Here is a 22,464-nt window from a genome sequence, read left to right as displayed (position 1 = left end):
GGCCGGCGGGGGGAGGCGCCGGGGGCGGGTCTCCCGCCGGCGGTCACGGGCCGGTCTCCGGATAGGAGGCCGCCACCTCGTACAGGGCGAAGGGGGCCTCCATCCGGGTGTCGCGGTAAGGGCGCAGCGGGGTCGTGTCAGCTCGGTGCGCGGCCCCGGCCTCCCACGCCTGGAACGCCTCGATCCCCGACCACCTGCTGAGGACGACGAACCCCGTCGCGTCCGTCACCGAGCGCAGCAGCTCGTTGCCGAGGAGCCCGGGGACACCGCGCATCCGCGCGCTGACCCGGTGGTAGGCGGCCTCGACACCGGCCGCGTCGCCTGCCTGGTGGTAGACGAGGACGCGCACCTCGCTCACCGGACCGCCTCCCACTCCTCATGGGTGCGGGCGGCACCGGTCCCGGGCAGGTGGGAGACGACGTGCATGACGGTCATCGCCCCTGCGCTGCGGTAAGGGTGGAGCTTCTCCCTGTGCCTCAGGTGGCGCTCGCTGGTCTCGAACTCCCGGAACCGCGCCTCGGACTCCCAGTCACTGACGATGTAGTAGACACCGGGGTCCTCGGCGTCCCGCGACAGCCACTGCCCCAGGTTCGCGGGATGCGAGGTGACGGAGTCGCCGATGGCGAGCCACGTACGCTCGAACTCCTCCCGCTTGCCGGCGTGGATCTCCATGCGGAGCATGACCCGGAAGACATCCGCCGACATCAGGTGATCCCCCCGTCGACGTGCACGGTGGCCCCGGTGACGTAGCGGGAGGCCGGTCCCGCGAGGAACAGCACGGCCGATCCCACCTCCTCCGGCGTTCCCAGACGTCCCAGGGCGGTCTTCGCCTCGTAGCGCTCCCGCATCGCGCTGCGCTGCTCCTCGGGCATCGCCTCCATGGCCTCGGTCTCGATGACGCCGAGGGCCAGCACGTTGACCCGTATGCCCTTGGGCCCCAGCTCCTTGGCGAGCGATCGGGTCAACCCCACCAGCGCGGACTTCGTCGCCGTGTAGTGGGCCCGCATGGGGATCCCCACCTCGGCCGCCTTGGAACCGATGTTCACCACCGACGCGCCTTCGCCGAGCAGCGGCAGCGCATGCCGGATCACCAGGAAGGGAGCGGTCAGGTTGGTCGCGACGACGCGGTTCCACTCATCCAGAGGCAGTTCCGCGTAGGGAACGTGGCTGATCACCCCGGCGTTGTTGACGACGAGGTCCAGCGAGCCGGCGTGCTCGGCGCAGCGGTCCAGCAGGGACTCCACCTCCCCGGGGTCGGAGAGGTCGGCCCGGACGACGTGGTGCCGGCCACCGGTCTCCTTCAGCTCCCGCCGCAGGGTCTCCACGGCCTCCGACTCCTGCCGGTAGCAGGTGGTCACGTTCATGCCGGCGCGCGCCAGAGTGAGGACGATCCCCCTGCCGACACCGCGCACCCCACCGGTCACCAGGGCTGTCTTGCCTTTCAGGTCCATGTCCATCGTCCCCTCCTCAGGAGGCCTCGGCCGCCGCGGCGGCCTCGACCCGCTCCTTGATGGCCCGCATCTGAATGGGCGAGTTGCGGTTCAGCCGCTCCGCCATGCCCGCATCGTCGACCGGCGCCTGCGGCTTCATCTCGAAGTCCTGCAGCCAACGCATCCGCACACCGCCCTCGACCTCGGTGTACTCCCAGAAGATCGACATGTACTTGAACGGACCGGTCTCCACCCTGTGCGCTCGGACCGTCCGCGTCCCCGGATCGGGCGTGCGCTCCGAGACCCAGCTCCACACGTCGCCGTTCTCGTCAGGGTGCAGGGTGAGCCGGAACCGGACGGTGCCCTCGCGCTCTTGGAGGATCTCCGCCTTCGCGTACTCGGTGAAGAGATCCGTCCATCGGGCGACGTCGTTGGTCATCTCCCACACCACGTCGAGGGGAGCGTTGATGACGACCGCGTTCTCTGTGTGTCCGGACAACTCATGCCTCCGCTGCGGTGAGTCGGTTCGTGACGTAGGCGACCATGTCGCCGGGGGTGGGCAGGTCCCCGGCGGCCTCGTCGGTGATCCGCACCCCGGTCGCGCGCTGCACGTGCGCCGCGACCTCCATGACGGCCAGCGAGTCGTAGCCCAGGTCGTCGAATGCGGTACCGGCGATGTCGCCGTTCAGGTCGACGTCCTCGTCCACCTCGACCGCCGTGGCCATGATCGATCTGAGATCGTCGATGGTGAATCCGCTCATCTGTTCTCTCCCTCATCTCGGTTCCGCCGGCTCACCGGCGCGTCATCCTCCTCGGGGCGTCCCAGCACCAGCGCGGAGGTGAAGCCTCCGTGCCCGCGGGCCAGGACCAGCACGGCCCGCAACTCGGTGTCCCGAGGCCGATCGAGTACCAGGTCGATGTCGCACCCGGCGGCCTTCCGGCTCGGACCGACGGTGTGCGGCAGGACCCCGTCGCGCATGCTCAGCAGGGCTGTGGCCATGTCCAGAGGGGCGCCTCCGCCGTAGAGCCGCCCGGTCAGCGTCTTCGGCGCGGTCACCGGGACGCCCCCCGGGCCGAAGACGTCGGTGATGGCCTGAGCCTCGGCTCGGTCCTGCTCGGCGGTGCCCATCGCGTCGGCGAACACCGCGTCCACGTCGCCGGGGTCCGTGCCCGCATCACGCAGTGCGCGCCGGATCACCGCGGCGAGGACCCGGCGGCTCGCACCGGGGTCGGCGGCAAAGCCCGCCGCGTGCCCCAGCACCGTTCCGTAGCCCCCGCCTCTGCCCCGTTCGGCGGCCGACGCCGCCGTCTCGACGACGAGGATCGCGCCGCCTTCGCCGGGGACGTAGCCGCACGCCGCCTCGTCGAAGGGAACGAAGGCCCGACCCTGGTCCTCCGCCGTCGACAGCATCCCCGTGGACATCTGCGCCACCACGCCGTAGGGGCACAGGGATGCGTCGGTGCCGCCCGTGAGCACCACCCGCGACCCGGTCTCCAGCAGCCCGCGCGCCTGTGCGGCGGCGTCGAGCCCGCCCGCCTGCTCGGTACACACGACCCCGCAAGGGCCCCGCGCGCCGTTCTTGATCGAGATCTGGCCGGTGGTCGCCGCGTAGAACCAGGCGATGGACTGGTAGGCGCTGACCCAGGACGGGTCGTTGCGGTAGAGCCGCTCCATCTCCTGCTGGCCGAACTCCGTACCGCCCGAGGAGCTGGAGGTGACCACCGCGATCTCGTACTCGGGCAGGCGGCCCAGGTCGATGCAGGCGTCTTCGAGCGCCTCGTCCGCGGCGGCCAGCGCCATGTGCGTCCACCGGTCGGTCTGCGGCAGCAGCCGGTTGGGGATGCGCCCCTTGCCGGTGAAGCCGGGGACCTCGCCGGCCAGGCGCACGGGGTAAGGGGAGGGGTCGAACCGGGTGATGCGCCCGATGCCGGACTTCCCGGCGAGGACCGATCGCCAATGCTCCTCGGTCCCCACACCGGTCGGCGCGACGACACCGATCCCGGTCACCACCGCCGCCGTCTCCTTGGTGGGCGTTGTCATCCGCTCTCCGTTCGTCAGGCCGCCGACCGGCGCAGGAGCATCGCGCTCTGGAAGCCTCCGAATCCGCTGCCGACGCTGAGCACGGCGTCCATGCCGTGCTCGCGCGCCGTGCGCGGGACGTAGTCCAGGTCGCACTCCGGGTCGGCGGTGTACAGGTTCGCTGTCGGCGGGGCGACCTGGCGTTCGAGCGCGAGGGCGCAGGCGGCCACCTCGATCGAGCCGATGGCGCCGAGCGAGTGCCCGACCATGGATTTGATGGAACTGACCGGCACCCGGTAGGCGCGATCGCCGAGGGCGCGTTTGAACGCCGCGGTCTCGTGCCTGTCGTTCTGCTTGGTCCCGGAACCGTGCGCGTTGATGTAGTCCACGTCGTCGGGCGCCATGCGCGCGCGCCCCAGCGCGACGCGGATCGCCTCCGCCATCTCCCGCCCGTCGGGCTTCAGCCCCGTCATGTGGAAGGCGTTGCTGCGGTTGGCGAAACCGGCGATCTCGGCGTAGATCCGCGCGCCGCGGCGCAGGGCCGCTTCGCGCTCCTCCAGGACCAGCACCGCGGCCCCCTCGCCCAGGACGAATCCGTCGCGGTCGGCGTCGAACGGCCGCGATGCGTGCTCGGGGTCGCCATTGTTGGGCGAGGTCGCCTTGATCGCGTCGAAGCAGGCCGAGGTGATCGGCGAGAGCGGGGCGTCGGTGGCCCCCGCCACGGCGATGTCGGCCGTGCCGCCGGTGATCATCTGCGCGCCGCGGGCCACGGCGTCAAGGCCCGACGTGCACCCCGTGGAGACCAGGGAGACCTCTCCTTCGGCCCCGACGTCGCGGGCGACCTCCACGGCGATGGTGCTGGGCACCATGTGGCCGTACAGGTGCGGTGTGCCGTAGGCGTGATCGAGCAGCCGGAGCCGGCCGCTGTCCGAGAGAACCCGGTACTCCTCTTCCAGGCTCATGGTGCAGCCGACCGCGCTGCCGATCGCCACGCCGATCCGCTCGGCGGCGGTCTCCCCGGTGTCCAGCCCGCTGTCCGCAACCGCCTCACGGGCGCTCACCACCGCGAACTGCGAGGCCCGGTCCATGCGCCGGATCTCCTGATGCGTGAGCCCGGCCGCATGCGGATCGAAGTCGGCCTCCGCCGCGATCCTGGAGCGGAACTCCGCCGGATCGAAGAGGGTGATGGTCCGGGTCGCGGTACGGCCCTCCGCCAGGCACTCCCAGAACGCCTCCCGCCCGATCCCCCCGGGGGCCACCACGCCGATCCCGGTGACTACGGCGGTCCTGGTCATCTCGGCCCACCGACCTCGGGGCCCGCCTCAGCCGGCGCGGTCGGCTCCTCGGTGTCCACGTGCCCCAGGTCGGGGCTGGGGGCCAGCGGCGACAGGTGGAAGACAGCGCGCGCCTCCCCCGCACCGGCGTTGGTCAGCCGGTGGCGGACGCCGATGGGCACCAGGAGCGAGTCGCCGGGCCCGAGCGAGACCGCCTCCCCGTTCAGCTCCATCGTGAGATCCCCTTGGACGACATGGAGGAACTCTTCGGAGTAGGGGTGGTAGTGCTCGGTCACGTACTCGCCCGCGGCCAGCCGGAGGACCCCGCCGAATCCGGAGGTGGACCCGACGGTCTTCGGGCTGAGCGTGACGCGTATGTCGCCGCCGCGCCTGCGATTCGGGGTGGCGTCGGCCGCGCTGACCCTGGTGCGCGACGCGGCCGTCATCGACCCCGCCCCCCTTCCGGGGTCCAGGAGTAGAAGGGCGCGGCCATGGCGTCCTTCGGCTCCTTCCAGCCGGGGTCGTAGGGCGAGACCAGCGATGCGAGCCGGGTGTTGATGTCCTGGTAGAGCGGGTGGCTGCGAGCCCGGTAGAGACCGGGGGTGATGTCGTGCTCCGCTTCGACCAGGTGGAAGTAGAGATCGTGGAAGGAGAAGAGCGTCCGGCGTGAGACCCCGATCATGTGCGGAAGCTCGGAGTCGTCGGACTCGGCGAACACATCGGCGATCGCGGAAATGTTTTCGGGGACGGTTCGGGCGACGATGAGCGTCCGATGCACGGATGACCTCCGGGAGAAGACATGTGCTGCTGTCTCCACCACCGTGGCAACGGCCTCTGGAAGCGGACTCGAAGCGGCCTCCACCCGCGCTGAGCCGCGGAGTGGGCCGCCGCCGTCACTCCGGCGAGCAGGCCAGGAGCCAGTTCCCGTCGGCGCGCACTCCGACCTCGACCTCGACCGGTCGGCGCAGGGACTTCGCGATCACCCTGGCCTGACCGGCGATCGCCCGCACCGCGGGGAGGTGCAGGACGTTGCGCACCCGATAGCCCGGCCGGACCGCCACCCTCCGGGTGCCCGCGGCCCCCGCCGCGGTGGCGGTGAGTTTCGCCGCGACGCGGCTCTCACGCAGATCGAGGTCCGGACCCTCCAGCAGCCACTCGTCGAAGTGCGGAGCGCCGTCGAGCGCCTCCGCCAGACCCCAGCAGCCGCGCAGCCGGACGGAGCGGCAGCCGGGGGCGGCCCGGCAGAGCAGGGTCACCTCGGGGACGAGGAACCGCTGCACCGCGACGACCAGCCGGAGAGGCCGGTCGCCGAGGCGACGCGCCTGCGCGGCGTATTCGGTGACGGCGTCGTCGACCGCCCCCGGCGGCAGGTTGTTGAGCACCGGGCCGACACGGTCGGCGCGTCCGCCCCACCGCACCGCCCAGGCCCGCGTGGACACCGAGCCGGAGCCCTCCAGCGGCGCGGAGCCGTCCTCCACCACCGACCGGCCGTCCCTCGGGGTCATCTGGACGTACCCGAACGGCGGGGCGGGCAGGACGGCGCACGCGTCGGCCAACGCCGCGAGAGGCTCGCCGACCAGAAGCGGGTCGAGGCGGGCGCCCCCGCGGACAGCGACGAGGCGGGCGCGCCGCGCACCGGGCACCCTCTCATGGTCCAGCATCTTCGACACCTTCGCTCCGCGCTCGTGCACCGTCAGAAGAAGCGGACCGTGCCCGGTCCGACGCGCCGCCGGAAGATCCACCACACGAAGACCTGGGTCGACAGCGCCAGGAACAGGACCGGGAGGACCATGGGTGCCAATCGCGTGAGCACGTCCACCGACGCCGCGTGCCCCAGCAGCGCGCCGCTGTGGGCCACGCCGACCGACAGCGGGAGGGCCGCGGCGGCCACCGCGCTGGCCGCGAACGCGGCCGGCGTCCGCATCCGGTGCAGCGGCCACACGGCGCCGACGGCGACCGCCCCGACAGCGCACAGGACGATCGCGGCCGCGCCCCCCTCCGCCGCCACTCCCTCGGCGTAGACGACCCACATCGCGGTCCCGGCGAACGCGAGGAAGGCGAGCGGCGCCATCACGCGTGCGGCGGTCCGGGCGCGCTCGGCCGTCTCCCCGCGCACGCGGATCGACGCGAACGTCGCGCCGTGCACGGCGAGCAGCAGCACGACGGTGACCGCTCCCAGCGATGCGAGCGGGTCGAAGAGCGCGAGCACCGAAGGCGTCTCGGAGGGGACGCCGCGGGCGAGGTTGGCCAGCAGCATCCCCCAGGTCGCCGCGAACCCGATGCTGCCGGCGGTGATTCCGGCGTCCCAGCCGCGCCGCCACCCCTCGTCCTCCCTGCGGCTGCGCATCCACCATGATGCGCTGCGGACGGCCCAGGCGATCAGAAGCAGCACGATCAGCGGCCGGAACGCGGTGAAGACCTCCACTTCGAGGGCGGGGAAGGCGGCGATCAGCACGCCCGCGGCGACCACCAGCCACACCTCCCCGCCGAGGAAGAACGGTCCCACGCCCGCCAGGAGGGTCCGGCGCTCGCGGTCATCGCGGCCGATCCAGGCATGGAGCACGCCCAGGCCCACCGCGAACCCGTCCAGCACGAACCAGCCGCAAAGGACCAGCCCCAGCACGCTCAGCCAGATGACGTCCATGCTCATTCCTTCCCTGCCGACTGGCTCCGGAGGCCGGGCTCGGTACCGGAGTGCGAGGCGCGCTGCTCGCTCGGCACCGCATCGCTCAGCGGGATGACGACGTCTCGGTCACCCGTATCGCCAACGGCGCCCGCGGCGATGCGCTCCCCGGCCTCGTTCTCGCCGAGGAAGGCGCGGTCCGGGCCCCGGCGCACCGCGCCCCAGATGAGGACCACGTCGACGACCGCGAGGACCCCGAACACGGTGACGAATGCGATCAGCGAGAAGAGCATGGAGCCGGTGCTCGCGTCGGTCACCCCTTGGTTGACGGTCACCTCACCGTGGATGAGCCAGGGCTGGCGGCCCATCTCCCGGATGATCCAACCGCAGAAGACGGCGACGTAGGGCAGCGGAACGACGAAGAGCAGGGTGTACAGCATGGTCCTGTTCCGCTCCAGCCACCCTCGGTAGAAGAGGACGATGGCGATGGTCCCGATCACCCACATCAGGTAGCCGATCGACTGCATCACCAGGAATGGGGCCGACAGCCACACCGGCGGGACCGATACCGCGTATCCGACCTGCTCGGTGAGCTCCGCCTGCAGTCGGGCGAGCGCGTCGCCGTCGCCGCCCAGCGCGGCCGACTTGCCCGGCTGCCCCTGGGTGAACGCGAGTTGGGGAAAGCCGGAGACCACCGCCACCCACACCCCCAGCCAGCCGACCACCACGCCGGTGCGCAATGAGCGACGGAAGAGCTCACGCTCGGCGGTGCCGCGGAGGAAGTGCCAGGCCGACGCCCCGGCGACGAAGAAGCCGCCGACCCCGAGCGAGGCCGCCGACACGTGCCCCAGCGCCGGGAGCGCTCCCTCGTTGGCCAGCACCGCCGCGAAGTCGGTGAGTTCGAGCGTGCCGTCCTCCCGGGGCCGGAAGCCGACGGGGTTCTGCATGAACCCGTTGGCGCTCATGATCCAGAAGGCGGACAGGTAGGCGGTGGCCGTGACGACGTAGAACGAGGCCAGGTGCAGCCACCGGGGGAGGATTCCCCAGCCGAAGATCCACACCCCGAGGAAGGTGGATTCGAGGAAGAAGGCGCTGATCGTCTCCAGGGCGAGCGGCGCCCCGAACAGGTCGCCCGCATAGTGCGCCAGGCCGCTCCAGCTCACGCCGAACTGGAACTCCATGACGATGCCGGTGATCACGCCCAGCGCGTAGTTGATGACGTAGACCTGGCCCCAGTACCGGGTGAGGCGGTCGAACACCTCCCTGCCGGTGAAGAGGTGCCGGGTCTGCATGTAGGCGATGATCGGCGCCATGCCCAATGTGAGGCTGACGAACAGGAAATGGAGTCCCGCTGTCAGCCCGAACTGCCACCGCGCGAGTTCCAGTGCTTCCATCCGGATTCCGTCCTCCCTCACGTGTATTCGCCTGCCGTCCGACCGTGCCGCGTCGTGCTCGACGATCTGTGGAGCCTTGTTGGGGCCGCACCGCCCCTGAACTGGCGGACGAACTTCTGAAAGCGACTCGTCTTCTTTAAGATGTCAGCACAGGCAGTCACACATCATGACAGCCATACATGTGTAAGAAGAATCTTACACATGTTCGGAGCGAGAGGATAGGAGGTTCCGCCCATGGAGGTAGCGCCGACCGGCGACGCCCTCTTAGGGGTGCTCTCAGCGCTGGCGAACCCGCAGAGGCTGCGCATCCTGGCCGCTCTCTCCGAGGAGCGGAAATACGTCAGCCTGCTCTCACGCGAGCTCGGCATCAGCCGGCCGCTGACACACCTGCACCTGAAACGCCTGGAGGCGTTCGGGCTGGTCGCCGGCTCACTGGAGCTCTCCGACGACGGCAAGGCCAAGAAATGGTTCCGGGCGGCCCCGTTCGCCCTGAAGCTCACGCCGGAGGCGATCGCCGAGCTCGTCCCCACGCTGAGCGATGATCGTTCCGCCGGATCGGCCGCGGAACGCGAAAACGACGGCTCTGAGAGGAACAAGACATGACCGAGCTCGCCCTGTTGGTGACATCGATCACGGTTACCGGCCTGATCGTCATCATCAGCATCATCCAGGTGTCCCGAGTGCGGCAGGCCCGCATCCACGGGGGACGCCAGGAGGAGTACCGCGCGCTCGCCGAGGAGGCCGCCGAGGCCCAGCGTTCCGCCGCCGCGAGAACCGCCGAGCTCACCGACACCGTCAAGCGGCTGGAGGACCGCATCGCCGCACTGGAGAAGCTGCTGCGCGACGTCGGGTGACCGGTCCCCTCCAGTCCGCTTCCACTCTTCCTCCAACACCGCGCGGCACCCTGCCGGACAGACCGCGTCCATGACCATCCGGCCAGTTCGGATTCAGGGAGCCTCGTGAAGTTTCAGGATCTGTACATCGCGGGCCTGGGGGTCCACCTTCCCCCTCCGGTGACCGTGCGGGACGCCATCGCCGACGGCGCCTTCTCCGACGACGAGAGGGAGATCTCCGGCTGGGAGTCGGTGACCGTCGCCGGCGCCGTCCCAGCACCCGACCTGGCCGTACGGGCGGCCTTGTCGGCATTGAAGGGGGCCGGGCACGCACCGGAGGACATCGGGCTCCTGCTGCACACCCATGCCTACCACCAGGGCCCGGATCTGTGGACCCCGCAGAACTACATCCAGCGGGAGACGGTCGGCGGCACCGCTCCCGCTTTCGCCCTCCAGCAGGGCTGCAACGCGATGGTGAGCGGCCTGGCGCTGGCCGGATGCCACCTGGCCCACGCGTCCGATCGGCCCGCGGTGCTCCTCACCGGCGCCGACAACTTCACCGTCCCGCAGATCGACCGCTGGCGCCTCGCCAACAACGTCGCCGTCGGCGACGGCGCGGCCGCGGTCGTCCTGTCCTCCCGGTCCGGCTTCGCCCGGGTGCGCTCGGTATCCTCTTCCGCGGTCCCGGCGCTGGAGGGTCTGCACCGCGGCGACGAGCCGCTCTTCCCCCCGAACGGCTCCACGGGCCGCCCGATCGACCTCCGCGCACGAGCCATGTGGTTCGCCGAGAGCAGCGAGGCCATGCTGCTCAGCGAGGGAGAGCTCATCGGAGCGGCCACCGCGGCCACCGTCGAACGGGCGATGGCGGACGCGGGCGCCGAGATCTCCGACATCACCCGGGTGACCCACGTCCACTGGGGGCATGAGCGCTTCCTGAAACGCACGCTCTCTCCACTCGGCCTCGACATCGATCAGGGAATGTTGGAGTTCGGCCGTCGCGTGGGCCACCTCGGCACCTGCGACCAGTTCGCGGGACTCCACCACCTCCTCGACACCGGTGCGCTGCGCGGCGGCGACCTCGTGCTGATGCTCGGCGTCGGCGCCGGCCTCTCTCTGGCGTGCGCGGTCGTCGAGGTGCTGACCCCCTGGGAGGGTGACTCCGCATGAGCGACCGACTGCGCCTCGGAGTGATGGGGTGCGCCTCGATCGCGTGGCGCCGCATGCTGCCTGCGGCCGAACGCACGCCCGGTGTGGACATCACCGCCGTGGCCGGACGCGATCCGGACCGCACCGAGCGGTTCGCCGCGCGCTTCTCCGCTGACCCCATGCCCGATTACGCCGCGCTGCTCGAACACCCCGATGTCGAGGCCGTCTACATTCCCCTGCCCAACGCCCTCCACCGGGAATGGGCCCACCGGGCCATGCGCAACGGCAAGCACGTCCTCGTGGAGAAGCCCCTGACCTGCTGCTACCGGCACAGCGTTGAACTGGTCGCGCAGGCGCGCTCCAGCCGGCGGGTGCTCATGGAGAACATGACCGCCCCGCGCCACGCGCAGCACAAGGTCGTGGAGCGCCTCGTCGCCGACGGCGAGATCGGCGCCCTGCGCTCCTTCTCCGCCGCCTACGGCATACCGCCCCTCCCCGCGGAGGACATCCGGTACCGGCCGGAACTCGGCGGAGGCGCACTACTCGACCTGGGGATCTACGCGGTCAGAGCGGCCGTCCGGTTCGCCGGCCCCGGGTTGTCGGTCGAAGGGGCGGTGCTGCGCACCGACCCGGAGACGGGCGTCGACACCTCTGGCGCCGCCCTCCTGCGCACCCCCGACGGGGTCGACGTCCACCTCGCCTACGGATTCGAGCACGCCTACACCAGCGGCTACACGCTGTGGGGCTCAGCGGGGCGCATCACGGCGACCCGCACCGCGGCGCCGCCCCCGGAACTGCGACCGGAGCTCACCGTCGAGCGGAAGGGCGAGACGCGCACGATCGCCGCACCCGCCGACGACCAGGACTCCGCCACCCTGGCCGCGTTCGCCGCTCAGGTGCGCGGACAGGAGTCCACGGCGGGCCACCAGGCCCCCACGCTGCGGACCGCACGGCTGCTGGACGCCATCCGCGCGGCGGCGCGGCCGACTGCGGAGCGCCCCGAACGGAGACCGCGATGACGACGAAGGAAGAACTCCTCGCACAGGCCCGCGCCCACTTCGACACCGCTCACGCCGACACCGGGTTCGTCCCCGGCGTCACCCCCGTCCTGTCCTCCGGCGCGGTGCTCGACAGCGAGGACTGCGCCGCGCTCGTGGAGACGGCGCTGGACATGAGGATCGCCTCCGGTCCCGCGGCGCGGCGGTTCGAGCAGGCGCTGGCCCGCACCGTCGGCGTCCGCAAGGCGCACTTGACCAATTCCGGCTCCTCGGCCAACCTGCTCGCCGCCTCCGCGCTGACCTCCCCCCGCCTCGAGGACGTCCGCCTTCGCCCGGGGGACGAGGTCGTCACCGTCGCCGCGAGCTTCCCCACGACGGTGAATCCGCTGCTGCAGAACGGGCTCGTGCCCGTCTTCGTCGATGTGGACCTGGGCACCTACAACACGACGGCCGAGCGCGTCGAGGCCGCGATCGGGCCGCGCACCAGGGCCATCATGCTGGCCCATACCCTGGGCAACCCCTTCCCCGCCGAGGACATCGGCCGCATCGCGCGGGAGCGCGACCTGTTCCTCATCGAGGACAACTGCGACGCCCTGCTCTCGACCCACCGGGGCCGCAACACCGGCACGTTCGGCGACATGGCGACGGTCAGCTTCTACCCGGCGCACCACATCACCACCGGAGAGGGTGGCTGCGTCCTCTCCAGGGAGATCACGCTGGCCAGAATCGTGGAGTCCCTGCGCGATTGGGGGCGCGACTGCTGGTGTGCCCCCGGGGAGGACGACCGCTGCCGCAAGCGCTTCGCACAGCAGCAGGGCACGCTCCCCGCCGGGTACGACCACAAGTACATCTTCTCCCACGTCGGCTACAACCTGAAGAGCAGCGACCTGCACGCCTCCCTCGGCCTGACCCAGATGAAGAAGCTGCCCGCGTTCGGGGAGGCCCGCAGACGGAACTGGCGCCGGCTGCGGGAAGGGCTGGACGGACTCCCCGGCCTGCTGCCGCCCTCGCCGACGCCCGGGAGCGATCCCTCCTGGTTCGGCTTCGCGATCACGGTGCTCCCGGACGCGCCGTTCACGCGGCGCGAGCTCGTCGCGTTCCTGGAATCGCGCAAGATCGCGACCCGCCAGTTGTTCGCCGGCAACCTCCTGCGCCACCCCGCCTACCAGAACCAGCGCATCCGCGTCCACGGGGACCTGACCAACAGCGACGTGATCACCGAGCACACCTTCTGGATCGGGGTCCACCCCGGCCTGACACCGGAGATGCTCGACTACGTGATCGCGTCGTTCAAAGAGTTCACCGCCGAGCGCTGAACGCCGAGCGCTGAACGCCGAGACGCCGGAAGCACACGGGAAGGATCCCTCAACGATGGCGCTGTACGCGATGCTGCCGTCCCCCATGACCGGCCACGTCAATCCGACCCTGCCGATCGCGGGGGAACTGGTGCGCCGGGGGCACGAGGTCGTCTACGACCTGCCGTCCGACTACCGCGAGGCCGTCCGGTCGGTGGGCGCACGGCTGCGCCCGATCACTCTCGCCGAACCGGACGGCTACAAGTCCGAACCCGATCCCGTCGCGCGCTTCGCCCGCGTGCCGCTGTGGCTCGCCGGTGAGGCCGAGCACGTCCTGCCGCAGGTCTGCGAACGGATCGGCGCCGCGCCGCCCGATGTCCTCGTCTATGACATGACCTGCGTCTGGGGCCGCGTGCTGGCCCGGGCGCACCGCCCGCCGGCGGCCATGATCGTCGGCAGCTACGTCGGCAACGAGCACTTCTCCCCCATGCGCACGGAGCACTACGCGGCCATGCGGGACGTGCTCGACGCGGGCTTCGCCGGGATCGCGCAGGTGATCGACCGGTTGAACACCGCCTATGGGGTGCGATTGAGCCCCCGTGAGCTGTTCGCCCGCGACGAGCGCCTGGTCCTGGTCGTCATGCCCCGGGAGTTCCACCCCGCCGGCGCGACCTTCAACGGCCCGTTCCGCTTCATCGGTTCGGCCGTGCCGGCCGAGGCGACCGCCGGACGGAGCCTCGCCGCCCCCTCCTCCCCTCGGCGCCCCAAGACCGTCTACCTCTCCCCGGGCACCGTCGTCGACCTCTGGCCGGACATGGTGGACACGGTCCGCCGGGCGTTCGGCGACGGCGCGTGGCGGGTGATGATGTCCCTGGGCGGGCGGAGGCCGCCGGCCGGCCTGCCCGATTGGATGCACGCCGCCCCCTCCTTGCCCCAGTTGCGGGTCCTCGCCGGTGCGGACGCCTTTGTGACGCACGGAGGCACCAACAGCGTGACCGAATCCCTGCACTTCGGCGTCCCGATGGTGGTGATGGCCTCGGCCCCCGAGCACGCCATCACCGCGGACCGCGTCGAGGAGCTGGGACTCGGCGTCCGGATCCGCCCCGGGGAGGCGGACGCCGAGCGGCTGCGCGCCGCCGTGGAGGCCGTCTCGTCCCGGCACGACATCCGTTCCGCCCTCGACACGATGCGCGAGCGGACGAGAGGGGCCGGCGGTCCCGCGGCGGCGGCTGACGCCCTCGAAAGGCTGCTGGAGGAGGACGCCTCCGCCACCTGCGCGGAAAGGGCCGTGGGGGACGGCCGCTGACGCCTCACGCCCCGCCCGCCCCGACCAGCCTCTCCAGCTCGGCGACCGCCGCGGCCGGCGGCGGCTGCCGCGCGATCTGCTCGCCCAGTCGCAGAGCCCCCGCCACCAGGTCGGCGTCGTCCAGCAGCCGCGTCGCCGCGCGCAGCACCTCTGCGGGGTCGCCGAGGGCACCGCGGTCAACGGCGGTGCCCACCCCCGCGGCGACCACGCGCCCGGCGAGATACTCCCCGTCGGTCACCCATGGAACGACGAGCTGCGGCAGGCCGTGGACCGCCGCGGTCATGGCGGTCCCCGCACCCCCGTGGTGGACGATGCCGTCGCACGACGGCAGCAGCAGGTGCAGCGGCCTGGACTCGGCCACCTCGACCCCGTCCGGCACGGCCAGCTCCGCGCGCATCCGTGGCGGGACGGCCAGGACGACCTCCACCGCTTCGCCCGCCAAGGCGTCCAGGACCTGCTGGACCGGATGCGGTCCCTCAGCCCACCGGTAGGTCGTCCCCCAGGTGACGCACAGTCGCGGGCGTCCTGGCCGGTCCCCGTCGGCGAGGTCGCTCCCCGGCCCGTTGTAGGGGACATAGCGAACCCTGATCCGCTCTCCCCGGCCGGGGGCCTGCAGCGCCGGTGGGCACGGGTCGACGGCCATCTCGCCCAGCGGCGCGATCTCGCCGACGCCGTAACGGTCGAGCAGAGGCTCCAGCGCGCCGCGCTCCAGCGCCCACCGCTCCTCGGTCCGGTCCGCCCCCCACAGGTGGCCGACGGCCGGGACGCCGAGCACCGCGGCCGCGACCGGGCCCGCGTACGCGCGCGGCTCGTACACGACGACGTCGGGCCGCCAGTCCGATGCGAAGCCGAGCAGGTCGGGCAGCATCTCCTCGGCCACGGCGGCGAACATCGCCATGGCTCGGCTCCTGCGGTCCGGCGTCCGTTGCGTGGGGCCGCGCCAGAAGGCGGCGGTATCGAGGGTGTCGCCGACCGGAACGGCGACGGCCCCGGAGCCCGTAACGGCGTCCCCGAGAGAAGGGGAGGAGGCGACGCGCACCTCGTGTCCGCCGGCGCGCAGCGCCCAAGCGAGGGGGACCATGGGGAAGTAGTGGGAGACCACGGGGAAGGACGCCATCAGTACACGCACGCGATCCTCCTCACGCACCGGTCGCGCAGAGCACGCGCCGCATGACGCCGTCCAGGACGGCTTCGGGTGCTTCGGCGGGCCCGTCCGCCCGCCAGGCGACGAAGCCGTCCGGACGCACCAGGACCGCGCCGCGCGCATCGAGCCGGTAGGCGGTCGCGAAGGCCCCGTCGGGATCGTGCAGGTCGGCGCCGACGCGGTGGACGCCGACCGGCACCCCTGAGCGGGCGGCCACACCGCGCACACCGTCGGCCCACCCGTCGGCGCGCTCGCCGGCCAGCAGCACGAAGCGCTCGCCGAACAGGTCGAGGACCGAGCGCCGCTGCCCAGCGACGCCGATCGCGACATGGGGAGCACGGGTTCCGGGCGACCCGTCGAGTTCGGCCGGGTGCAGCGCCGGGGGCAGCTCCCCGCCGGGCCCGCCCACGACAGCGGCCGAGACGTAGCGATAGCCGAAGACCGTCGCGTAGTAGTCGTAGGCGACGAACGGCGATTCCTCCCCGCCTCGCTCCGCGGTGCGGCCGTGTAGCTGCGCCAGCGCCTGCTCCACCGTGAGCTCGGCCACCGGAAGCCTCTCCTGCTCATAGGTGTCCAGCAGGGCAGGGCCGGCCTCTCCACGCAGCACCGCGGCGAGCTTCCAGGCGAGGTTGTGCGCGTCGGCGATGCCGGTGCTGGCGCCGAAGGCCCCCGTCGGCGGCATGACATGCGCGGAGTCCCCGACGAGCAGCACTCGGCCGCTGCGCAGCCGGTCGGCCGCACGCGCCGCCAGCTCATAGCCGAGCACCCTCGTTCCGTCCTCCATCTGCGGAACCACCCGGACCCGGAGGTCCGGCACGCCGACCGCCTCCCGCACCAGCGCCGTGCAGCGGTCGTCCCCGAATTCCTCGGGCGACTCCCCGTCCTCGGGCGAATAGGGCGTGCTGAACACCCAGCGGCGCTCCCCGTCGTGCTGCAGCAGAACGGTCCCCGTCCGAGGCCGGTCGAGGTGGCACACGCCGAGGCGCCTCCCTCGAAGGGGGCCGCTGAGGTCGGCCTCGAAGACGAACGTCAACGTGTGCCCCAGCGTTCCCTTCCCATGGGTCCCGATCCCCTCCCAGCGCCGGATCCGGCTCCGGTTGCCGTCGGCCGCCACCAGATAGGCCGCCCGCACCCGCCGCTCCTCGCCGGACTCGCGCTCGCGGAGCAGGGCCGTCACGCCGTCACCGTCCTGCTCCAGACCGACCAGCTCGGTCCCGAAGCGGACCCGTGCGCCCCGCTCAAGGGCGGCGTCGCGCAGCACCGCCTCCAACCGGTCCTGGTCGATCGGGGCCCATTCCGCCGGGGTGATCTCCCCGATGGTGCTCGGCGGGTCGAGCGGAGAGCGGAAACGCTCGGGCCCGGACAGCGTCCGCGCACGGAAGAGGATGCTCTCGGAGTGGCTGGAGTAGGAGCGGTTCTCCTCGATCGCCCCGGCCAGGCCGACCTGGCGGAAGAGCTCCATGCTGCGGGGATTGATGCTGCGTGCGCGCGGGTGGACCATCGATCCGCCACGCCGCTCGACGAGCAGAACCGGTACGCCGTGATGGGAGAGGAACAGCGCGCCGGACAGGCCCGCGAGCCCGCCGCCGACGATGAGCACCGGTGTTTCCTCGTCGTACATGAGTCCTCCCTTGCAGGGTGATTCGGTGGCGGTCCCGCCCTTCGGGGGCGCCGCCCGTGCATGGTCGCCGCACCCGCTCGAAGCCCGCTGTGCGCGCGCTCGGGCACGCGGGCCCTCCTCCTCTTCAGGTCCCGCACGAGTCCGCTTCGAGTGGGCACTGGCAAAAACGTGGGACGACCCGACATGGAGGTGGCAGATGACCATGCCCCGGCGCCGTTTCCTCGGTGGAGCGGCCGCGCTGACCCTCGCTTCCCTGCCCGCCGCGGGTGCGCCCGCCGCCGCCGCGGGCGCACCCGGCGGACGCCCCCGCCCGGCCCGGGTGGACGTGACCCTGACGCATGAAGGCTGGGAACTCTCCCCCTCAGGCCCGCTGCGGGCGGGAGTGACCGGTTTCCACGCGACCACCCGGGACGAATCAGGGCACTACTTCTCGATCCTGCGCATGCGCCGGGGGACCACCATCGAACGAGCCATCGAGCTCATCACGGCCGGCAATTCCGACGACCCGGAGATCGCCCTGCCGGCGAGGCGCGCGCTGTACCGGGAGGTCGATTTCAACGGCGGTGCCGCGGTGTACCCCGGCCGCCGCACGATCTACACCACGTGCCTCCGCGACACCACCTACCACCTGGGAGAGGCGGCCGCCCAGTGGGTGCCGGACCGCCCTCCGTTCCACGTCGCCCCGGTGGAGGTGACCGGCCCGGGGGTCGACACCCCGCCTCTGCGCGCCGATGTGCGCCTCACCGCACGCCAGACCACGGACGGGCCCGTCTTCGACATACGCGGCAGGTTCCCGGCGGATTCCGTCATCCGCTTCGACAACAAGACGCCGCTCCCCCAGGAGATCATTCTGCGCAAGCTGATCGACGGGAAGACCGCCGAGGACGTGGCCGCCTACTATGACTCGCTCCGCTCCGGCTCCCCCCTGCCCGAGCCCTACGTCCAAGAGCGGTTCGGAGGCATGCTGCCGATCTCCCCGGGCCGACGCGGCACAGTGCGCGTCGAAGGCCTTCCCACCGGCCTGTTCAGCATCCTCTCGCACGTAAAGGACCCCTACACCGGTGAGACGCAGGCCTCCCAGGGGGCGTACAGCGTCGTCGAGCTGTGCTGATCCGACAGAGACCGCTGGGGAGCGGCCTCACCCGACCCTTCGGATGTGGCCGCCCCCCAGGAATTCCGCGTAGAGGCGCCGCAGCCGGTCCGAGGGGGGCAGGTCGAGCTCGTCGCTGAGCAGCCGTTCCAGTTCCTGGTAGCTCTGCAGCGCATCCCAGCGCCGCCCGGACCGGAAAAGCGCCTTGATCAACTGCTCGTGGTACCACTCGTTGTACGGGTCGGCCTGGATGAGCATGCGCAGCTCACCTATCACCCGGTAGTCGTCCCCGCAGAGCATGTCGGCGTTGATCCGCTGCATGAGCACCTGTCTGCGGCGCTCCTGCAGCGCGGCGGCATAGGCGCTCAGCGTCGGACCCTTGGGGGTGTCGGAGAGGGGCTCCCCCTTCCACAGATCGAGCGCCTGACCGAGCCTCCCGGCCGCCTCCCTGGTGCGGCCCCGCCGGAGAAGCGTCTCCCCCTCGGCCGCGAGCGCCTCGAAGTGATGCAGGTCGAGCGCCCCTTCGGGAACGATGAGCACGTACCCGCCCGGTCGCGTGATGAGCTCTTCCGCGTACAGGGCCCCCCGCCGGAGCTGGTACACGTACGTCTGGACGGTCGCCACCGCGGTCCTGGGGGGCGACTCGCCCCACATCTCGGAGATGACGGCGTCCCGTGTGACCGTCTGGTTCTCGCGGGCGAGGAAGAGGGCGAGAACCTGCCGGAGGCGAGGCGCGCTGGGCGCACTCATCCGACCTGCCGCACCGACTTCCAACGCCCCGAGGATCGAGAATCGGATGTCGCCCACCATCCGGTCCGCCGCTTCCACCACAGATCGCACCCTCCATAGAGTCGGCTCGCCCTTGAGCGCGCTCCACTGCTCCCCGATGGAACGCAGAGCAGGCGGCTGAGAACGCGGCCAAAGCGGCCCGACCGGACTACTGCCGGCCGTTCTTCCTCGACGACTCCGGGACAGCCCCTTTTTCGATTGTCGAGAGGAACACAGAAGCAATGTTGCGGACCATGGACCGGAAAAGCCCATGTCACCCTATTGACATCTTTTTCGCACAATTATCTTGATTGTAATTAAAATCCCTCCCGAATCCCAGTGGTCACGCAGGGGCCCGGCGTCCAGGACCGGCCATCCTCCCCATAAGCGACATCAGGCACGAAAACACGCACCAAGCCCTATGGGGAACCCGAATATCAGTGGATTGATCACTCTCAGTGGGATAAGCTTTACGGTCTCCGAATCAGGGCAGAGGCGACCAGACATCCCGCCACTTCGAGAAGCGCCGAAACCCCCAGTACAACGAGGAGGGAACCGCCTCCGCCCTGCCCCAGCACCAGCCCTCGCGCCGCCTCGATGGCATAGGTGATCGGATTCGCCGACGCGAGCGTCGCGAGCCAACCCGGCTGATCGGCGAGCGGGACGAACGCCGTCGAGACGAACATCAGCGGGAACACGACCGCCACCCCCACCATCTGGAGGAGCTCGGGGTTACGCAGCCATGTGCCCAGCGCGAGGAAGATCCCGGACAGGGCGGTTCCGATCACCACCGCCACGGCCATCGCCGCCAGCGCTCCGGCGATCCCCGCCGGCGGGCGGTGGCCCAGCAGCGCCACGGCCACCACGGTGAGCACCCCCACCTGCATGGCGATCCGGACTGCGTCGTGCAGATTGCGCCCGATGACGACCGCGGCCAGGTTCACCGGCAGCCTGCGGAGCCGGGGCAGGACGCCGTCGCGCAGTTCGTCCGCGATCCCCGTCCCCGTCCACATCGCCGTCTGCGCCGCGGTCGTCACCAGGATCGCCGGGGTCAGGTAGTCGATGTAGGAGATCCCGGCCGGGAATCCCTGCGCCTCGATGATGCTCCGGAACATCTGGCTGAACAGCGTCAGCAGGATCAGCGGCTGGACCAGGCTGATCAGCAGCATCCGGGGGGAGCGCAGGGAACGCAGCGACCGGCCGGCCAACACGCGCACCTGACCCGCCAGCCCGGTGCCCTCCCAGCGCGGTCCGGTGCCGCCCCGCACCGCCGCAGCGGACGCGACCGTCTCGGTCACCACGTGAACGCCTCCTTGGTCATGGGGCCGGTCGCCGCGTCAATGCGGCGAAGACGTCGTCGAGCGTCGGCTCGTCCAGGGAGATCCTGGAGGGTTCGAGACCCGATGCGTCGAGGGACCGGACGACACCGGCCAGCATCCGCGGCGCATCGATGGGGACCACGGTCCGCTCTCCGTCGCCGTAAGGATCGAACCCGGCCTCGCGCAGGACGCGCAGGGCGGCGCCGCGGTCGGCCCCCGAGCCGAAGGAGAGCGACACGCTCAGGCTGCCCAGGCCAGCCTTGAGCTCGGCCGCCGTCCCCTCTGCGGCCACACGCCCCCGGGACAGCACCGTGATCCGGTCCGCGAGGCGGTCCGCCTCCTCCAGGTACTGCGTGGTCAGCAGGACGGCGCACCCCTCCGCGGCGAGCTCCTCGACCACGCTCCACAGCGCGGCGCGCCCCGCCGGGTCCAGCCCGGTGGTCGGCTCGTCCAGGAACACCGCCTCCGGGCTCCCGAGGAGGCAGGCCGCCAGATCGAGACGCCGCAGCATGCCGCCGGAGTACTCCGCTGCGGGCCTGCCCGCCGCCTCGGCCAGGCCGAACGCCTCCAGGAGCCGCTCAGTCCGCTCCCTCGCCGCGCGACGTCCGGCACCGAGCAGGCGCGCCACGAACACCAGGTTGTCGCACCCGCTCATCCGCACGTCCACAGAGCTGAACTGCCCGGCGACGCCGATCCTCCGTCGCACTTCGCGCCCCTCTGCGACGACGTCGCACCCGGCGACACGCGCGGTCCCCCCGGTCGGGGGGATCAGCGTGGTCAGGATGTCGACGAGTGTCGTCTTCCCCGCACCGTTGTGCCCCAGCAGGCCGAGCACTTCGCCGGCGCAGACGTGCAGCCCGACCCCGTCCAGCGCCGTGACCCCGCCGAATTCCCGGATGAGGCCGACGGCTTCGATCACCGGCCGGTCCACGCCACCTCCTCGTTTCCGCCGGCCTCATCACCGGCGGGTGCGGGAAGTCCGCGCAGCCGCGTGGCCGAGATCACCAGCATCGCCACGGCGAAGATCACCAGCGGTGCCGCCATGAGCTGTTCAAGCCCGCTCAACTCCAGCGCGCCAAGGTGTGACCAGGGGTCATGCCCATTGAGCAGGTTCACCGCCAGATACGTCCGGCCGACGGTGAGCAGGAAGAGCAGCACCGCGACCAGGCTCCGCCAGGCCGAACCGCGTCCCCAGGAGAACAGCAGCAGGACCGCGGGCAGCAGCCACGCCCAGTGGTGGGTCCAGGCGTGGGGGGTCGCCATGGGGACGGCCAGACCGACGAGGGTGAGCGCCTCCAGCGAGCTCCCCCGCCGGTGCAGCCCCGCCGCCACCGCCAGCACCACCAGGGTGAAGGCCGCGGCGATCGGGAACCAGACGAGGCGGACGTCGTCGGTGTGGGCGAAGCGGATGATCACCCCCATGATCGACTGGTTCAGCGGGATCTCCGGATTCGCGTGCACCCGATCGGTCGTCCACAGCACCGAGCTCCAGTAGGTCCAGGCCGTCCCCGGCAGCACGGCGAATCCCAGCGCGACCGTGCCCAGGAACGTCCCCGTGGCGACCGCCGCGGCCCGGAACTGCCGGGTCACCAGCAGATAGACGATGAACAGGGCGGGGACCACCTTGATCCCGGCCGCGATCCCGGTCAGGACGCCGCGCCACCGCGCTCCCTGGGGACGGATCAGGTCCACCAGGACGATCCACATGAGGAGCAGGTTCACCTGCCCGGTGGAGAACTCGTGTGAGAGAGGCTCCATGAAGACCGGGAACAGGGCGGCGGCCGCCACCGTGAGGGCCATCCGGGAGCGGAGCGGAGTGCCTCTCCGCTCCAGGTACCACCACACCACGAGTTGCAGGCACATCAGCTTGGCGATGTACCACAGCACCGCCGAAGGCGTCGCCCCCAGAAGAGCCAGGGGGACGAAGAGGAACGCCGCGAACGGCGGATAGTTGAACGGCGGCTCGGCCTCGTAGAGCTCGCCCCCGTCCAGCATGAGGGCGGTCGCGTCCAGGTAGATCCGCATGTCGACCTGGCCCCATTCGGGGGACACCATGAGCAGCCATGCCCAGTACGCCGCCGTCAGGACCAGACTGCTGACCACCAAGGCGATGAGCGGCCGCCGTTCCACCGCGCGGCAGAACGGCCCCGTGTCCTCCGCGACGTCCCTCCGGTTCGTCCTCAGCACCTACCGGCACCTCCCT

At 71.3% G+C, this 22,464-nt stretch carries 25 protein-coding genes; 7 read left to right on the top strand and 18 right to left on the bottom strand.

What is annotated here, in order from left to right; translation table 11 throughout:
• Positions 1-43 precede the first annotated feature (43 nt).
• The 12 genes from HDA32_RS02555 to HDA32_RS02500 all read right to left on the bottom strand — a co-directional run bounded on the left by HDA32_RS02555 (position 44) and on the right by HDA32_RS02500 (position 8,741).
• A complete protein-coding gene (locus tag HDA32_RS02555; RefSeq protein ID WP_179641635.1) occupies positions 44-358 on the bottom strand; it encodes an antibiotic biosynthesis monooxygenase family protein in 315 nt (104 codons plus the stop codon).
• Complete coding sequence (locus HDA32_RS02550; RefSeq protein WP_179641634.1) at positions 355-705, bottom strand: antibiotic biosynthesis monooxygenase family protein; 351 nt, start codon at positions 703-705, stop codon at positions 355-357. Before HDA32_RS02550 ends, HDA32_RS02555 begins: the two co-directional genes overlap by 4 nt.
• Positions 705-1,457: an SDR family NAD(P)-dependent oxidoreductase gene (locus HDA32_RS02545; RefSeq protein ID WP_179641633.1), complete on the bottom strand. Its 753-nt coding sequence runs from the start codon at positions 1,455-1,457 to the stop codon at positions 705-707. The genes HDA32_RS02550 and HDA32_RS02545 overlap by 1 nt, the downstream gene beginning before the upstream one ends.
• 10 nt (positions 1,458-1,467) lie before the next feature.
• Positions 1,468-1,929: an SRPBCC family protein gene (locus HDA32_RS02540; protein WP_179641632.1), complete on the bottom strand. Its 462-nt coding sequence runs from the start codon at positions 1,927-1,929 to the stop codon at positions 1,468-1,470.
• A gap of 1 nt (position 1,930) precedes the next feature.
• A complete protein-coding gene (locus HDA32_RS02535) occupies positions 1,931-2,191 on the bottom strand; it encodes an acyl carrier protein (protein ID WP_179641631.1) in 261 nt (86 codons plus the stop codon).
• Positions 2,188-3,471, bottom strand: a complete 1,284-nt coding sequence (locus tag HDA32_RS02530; RefSeq protein ID WP_179641630.1) for a ketosynthase chain-length factor — start codon at positions 3,469-3,471, stop codon at positions 2,188-2,190. The genes HDA32_RS02535 and HDA32_RS02530 overlap by 4 nt, the downstream gene beginning before the upstream one ends.
• 14 nt (positions 3,472-3,485) lie before the next feature.
• Positions 3,486-4,745, bottom strand: coding sequence for a beta-ketoacyl-[acyl-carrier-protein] synthase family protein (locus HDA32_RS02525; RefSeq protein WP_179641629.1), 1,260 nt, complete (start codon positions 4,743-4,745; stop codon positions 3,486-3,488).
• Positions 4,742-5,170 (bottom strand): cupin domain-containing protein, encoded by a 429-nt coding sequence (locus HDA32_RS02520; RefSeq protein ID WP_179641628.1) that lies wholly within the window; start codon positions 5,168-5,170, stop codon positions 4,742-4,744. The genes HDA32_RS02525 and HDA32_RS02520 overlap by 4 nt, the downstream gene beginning before the upstream one ends.
• On the bottom strand, positions 5,167-5,502 hold the full coding sequence (locus tag HDA32_RS02515) for a TcmI family type II polyketide cyclase (RefSeq protein WP_179641627.1): 336 nt from the start codon (positions 5,500-5,502) through the stop codon (positions 5,167-5,169). Before HDA32_RS02515 ends, HDA32_RS02520 begins: the two co-directional genes overlap by 4 nt.
• 115 nt (positions 5,503-5,617) lie before the next feature.
• A complete protein-coding gene (locus HDA32_RS31275; RefSeq protein ID WP_179641626.1) occupies positions 5,618-6,385 on the bottom strand; it encodes a hypothetical protein in 768 nt (255 codons plus the stop codon).
• A 32-nt stretch (positions 6,386-6,417) separates the two neighbouring features.
• Positions 6,418-7,368 carry a cytochrome d ubiquinol oxidase subunit II gene (gene cydB / locus HDA32_RS02505; protein ID WP_179641625.1) on the bottom strand — a complete coding sequence of 317 codons (951 nt, stop codon included), beginning with the start codon at positions 7,366-7,368 and terminating at the stop codon, positions 6,418-6,420.
• Positions 7,369-7,370: 2 nt separating this feature from the next.
• On the bottom strand, positions 7,371-8,741 hold the full coding sequence (locus tag HDA32_RS02500) for a cytochrome ubiquinol oxidase subunit I (protein WP_179641624.1): 1,371 nt from the start codon (positions 8,739-8,741) through the stop codon (positions 7,371-7,373).
• Between the two features lie 234 nt (positions 8,742-8,975).
• Between HDA32_RS02500 and HDA32_RS02495 the strand changes: the two genes are divergently transcribed.
• From HDA32_RS02495 to HDA32_RS02470, 6 genes are all read left to right on the top strand, one after another.
• The gene (locus HDA32_RS02495) at positions 8,976-9,344 is read left to right on the top strand and encodes an ArsR/SmtB family transcription factor (protein ID WP_179641623.1); all 369 of its coding nucleotides are present in this window, start codon (positions 8,976-8,978) and stop codon (positions 9,342-9,344) included.
• The gene (locus HDA32_RS02490) at positions 9,341-9,595 is read left to right on the top strand and encodes a hypothetical protein (protein ID WP_179641622.1); all 255 of its coding nucleotides are present in this window, start codon (positions 9,341-9,343) and stop codon (positions 9,593-9,595) included. Before HDA32_RS02495 ends, HDA32_RS02490 begins: the two co-directional genes overlap by 4 nt.
• A 105-nt stretch (positions 9,596-9,700) precedes the next feature.
• Positions 9,701-10,741 carry a ketoacyl-ACP synthase III family protein gene (locus HDA32_RS02485; protein WP_179641621.1) on the top strand — a complete coding sequence of 347 codons (1,041 nt, stop codon included), beginning with the start codon at positions 9,701-9,703 and terminating at the stop codon, positions 10,739-10,741.
• Positions 10,738-11,739 carry a Gfo/Idh/MocA family protein gene (locus HDA32_RS02480; RefSeq protein ID WP_179641620.1) on the top strand — a complete coding sequence of 334 codons (1,002 nt, stop codon included), beginning with the start codon at positions 10,738-10,740 and terminating at the stop codon, positions 11,737-11,739. The genes HDA32_RS02485 and HDA32_RS02480 overlap by 4 nt, the downstream gene beginning before the upstream one ends.
• Positions 11,736-13,034 carry a lipopolysaccharide biosynthesis protein RfbH gene (gene rfbH, locus HDA32_RS02475; RefSeq protein WP_179641619.1) on the top strand — a complete coding sequence of 433 codons (1,299 nt, stop codon included), beginning with the start codon at positions 11,736-11,738 and terminating at the stop codon, positions 13,032-13,034. Before HDA32_RS02480 ends, rfbH begins: the two co-directional genes overlap by 4 nt.
• A 55-nt stretch (positions 13,035-13,089) precedes the next feature.
• Complete coding sequence (locus tag HDA32_RS02470; RefSeq protein WP_179641618.1) at positions 13,090-14,319, top strand: macrolide family glycosyltransferase; 1,230 nt, start codon at positions 13,090-13,092, stop codon at positions 14,317-14,319.
• A gap of 4 nt (positions 14,320-14,323) precedes the next feature.
• Here the strand turns inward: HDA32_RS02470 and HDA32_RS02465 are convergent, their stop codons facing one another.
• Both HDA32_RS02465 and HDA32_RS02460 read right to left on the bottom strand, forming a co-directional pair.
• Complete coding sequence (locus HDA32_RS02465) at positions 14,324-15,448, bottom strand: nucleotide disphospho-sugar-binding domain-containing protein (RefSeq protein ID WP_179641617.1); 1,125 nt, start codon at positions 15,446-15,448, stop codon at positions 14,324-14,326.
• Positions 15,449-15,458: 10 nt separating this feature from the next.
• Positions 15,459-17,084: an FAD-dependent monooxygenase gene (locus tag HDA32_RS02460; protein WP_179641616.1), complete on the bottom strand. Its 1,626-nt coding sequence runs from the start codon at positions 17,082-17,084 to the stop codon at positions 15,459-15,461.
• 196 nt (positions 17,085-17,280) lie between these two features.
• On the opposite strand from HDA32_RS02460, the gene HDA32_RS02455 reads away from it, so the two are divergent.
• On the top strand, positions 17,281-18,195 hold the full coding sequence (locus HDA32_RS02455) for a hypothetical protein (protein ID WP_179641615.1): 915 nt from the start codon (positions 17,281-17,283) through the stop codon (positions 18,193-18,195).
• 27 nt (positions 18,196-18,222) lie between these two features.
• Here the strand turns inward: HDA32_RS02455 and HDA32_RS02450 are convergent, their stop codons facing one another.
• From HDA32_RS02450 to HDA32_RS02435, 4 genes are all read right to left on the bottom strand, one after another.
• Positions 18,223-18,924, bottom strand: a complete 702-nt coding sequence (locus HDA32_RS02450) for an AfsR/SARP family transcriptional regulator (RefSeq protein ID WP_179641614.1) — start codon at positions 18,922-18,924, stop codon at positions 18,223-18,225.
• A gap of 488 nt (positions 18,925-19,412) precedes the next feature.
• Positions 19,413-20,240, bottom strand: coding sequence for an ABC transporter permease (locus HDA32_RS02445; RefSeq protein WP_218882298.1), 828 nt, complete (start codon positions 20,238-20,240; stop codon positions 19,413-19,415).
• Between the two features lie 19 nt (positions 20,241-20,259).
• A complete protein-coding gene (locus tag HDA32_RS02440) occupies positions 20,260-21,192 on the bottom strand; it encodes an ATP-binding cassette domain-containing protein (RefSeq protein ID WP_179641613.1) in 933 nt (310 codons plus the stop codon).
• A complete protein-coding gene (locus tag HDA32_RS02435; RefSeq protein ID WP_179641612.1) occupies positions 21,177-22,448 on the bottom strand; it encodes a glycosyltransferase 87 family protein in 1,272 nt (423 codons plus the stop codon). The genes HDA32_RS02440 and HDA32_RS02435 overlap by 16 nt, the downstream gene beginning before the upstream one ends.
• Positions 22,449-22,464 lie beyond the last annotated feature (16 nt).

Origin of the sequence: Spinactinospora alkalitolerans, assembly GCF_013408795.1 — a bacterium.
Classification (GTDB): Bacteria; Actinomycetota; Actinomycetes; order Streptosporangiales; family Streptosporangiaceae; genus Spinactinospora; species Spinactinospora alkalitolerans.
The sequence above is the reverse complement of the archived record's forward strand: the minus strand, read 5'-3'. Positions and strand labels throughout refer to the sequence as shown.

Bases quoted from the DNA above. Each gene is read 5' to 3' on its own strand.
- HDA32_RS02550 (WP_179641634.1), bottom strand. From the start codon at position 705: ATGTCGGCGGATGTCTTCCGGGTCATGCTCCGCATGGAGATCCACGCC.
- HDA32_RS02545 (WP_179641633.1), bottom strand. From the start codon at position 1,457: ATGGACATGGACCTGAAAGGCAAGACAGCCCTGGTGACCGGTGGGGTG.
- HDA32_RS02535 (WP_179641631.1), bottom strand. From the start codon at position 2,191: ATGAGCGGATTCACCATCGACGATCTCAGATCGATCATGGCCACGGCG.
- HDA32_RS02530 (WP_179641630.1), bottom strand. From the start codon at position 3,471: ATGACAACGCCCACCAAGGAGACGGCGGCGGTGGTGACCGGGATCGGT.
- HDA32_RS02525 (WP_179641629.1), bottom strand. From the start codon at position 4,745: ATGACCAGGACCGCCGTAGTCACCGGGATCGGCGTGGTGGCCCCCGGG.
- HDA32_RS02520 (WP_179641628.1), bottom strand. From the start codon at position 5,170: ATGACGGCCGCGTCGCGCACCAGGGTCAGCGCGGCCGACGCCACCCCG.
- HDA32_RS31275 (WP_179641626.1), bottom strand. From the start codon at position 6,385: ATGCTGGACCATGAGAGGGTGCCCGGTGCGCGGCGCGCCCGCCTCGTC.
- cydB (WP_179641625.1), bottom strand. From the start codon at position 7,368: ATGGACGTCATCTGGCTGAGCGTGCTGGGGCTGGTCCTTTGCGGCTGG.
- HDA32_RS02500 (WP_179641624.1), bottom strand. From the start codon at position 8,741: ATGGAAGCACTGGAACTCGCGCGGTGGCAGTTCGGGCTGACAGCGGGA.
- HDA32_RS02495 (WP_179641623.1), top strand. From the start codon at position 8,976: ATGGAGGTAGCGCCGACCGGCGACGCCCTCTTAGGGGTGCTCTCAGCG.
- HDA32_RS02490 (WP_179641622.1), top strand. From the start codon at position 9,341: ATGACCGAGCTCGCCCTGTTGGTGACATCGATCACGGTTACCGGCCTG.
- HDA32_RS02480 (WP_179641620.1), top strand. From the start codon at position 10,738: ATGAGCGACCGACTGCGCCTCGGAGTGATGGGGTGCGCCTCGATCGCG.
- rfbH (WP_179641619.1), top strand. From the start codon at position 11,736: ATGACGACGAAGGAAGAACTCCTCGCACAGGCCCGCGCCCACTTCGAC.
- HDA32_RS02470 (WP_179641618.1), top strand. From the start codon at position 13,090: ATGGCGCTGTACGCGATGCTGCCGTCCCCCATGACCGGCCACGTCAAT.
- HDA32_RS02460 (WP_179641616.1), bottom strand. From the start codon at position 17,084: ATGTACGACGAGGAAACACCGGTGCTCATCGTCGGCGGCGGGCTCGCG.
- HDA32_RS02455 (WP_179641615.1), top strand. From the start codon at position 17,281: ATGACCATGCCCCGGCGCCGTTTCCTCGGTGGAGCGGCCGCGCTGACC.
- HDA32_RS02450 (WP_179641614.1), bottom strand. From the start codon at position 18,924: ATGAGTGCGCCCAGCGCGCCTCGCCTCCGGCAGGTTCTCGCCCTCTTC.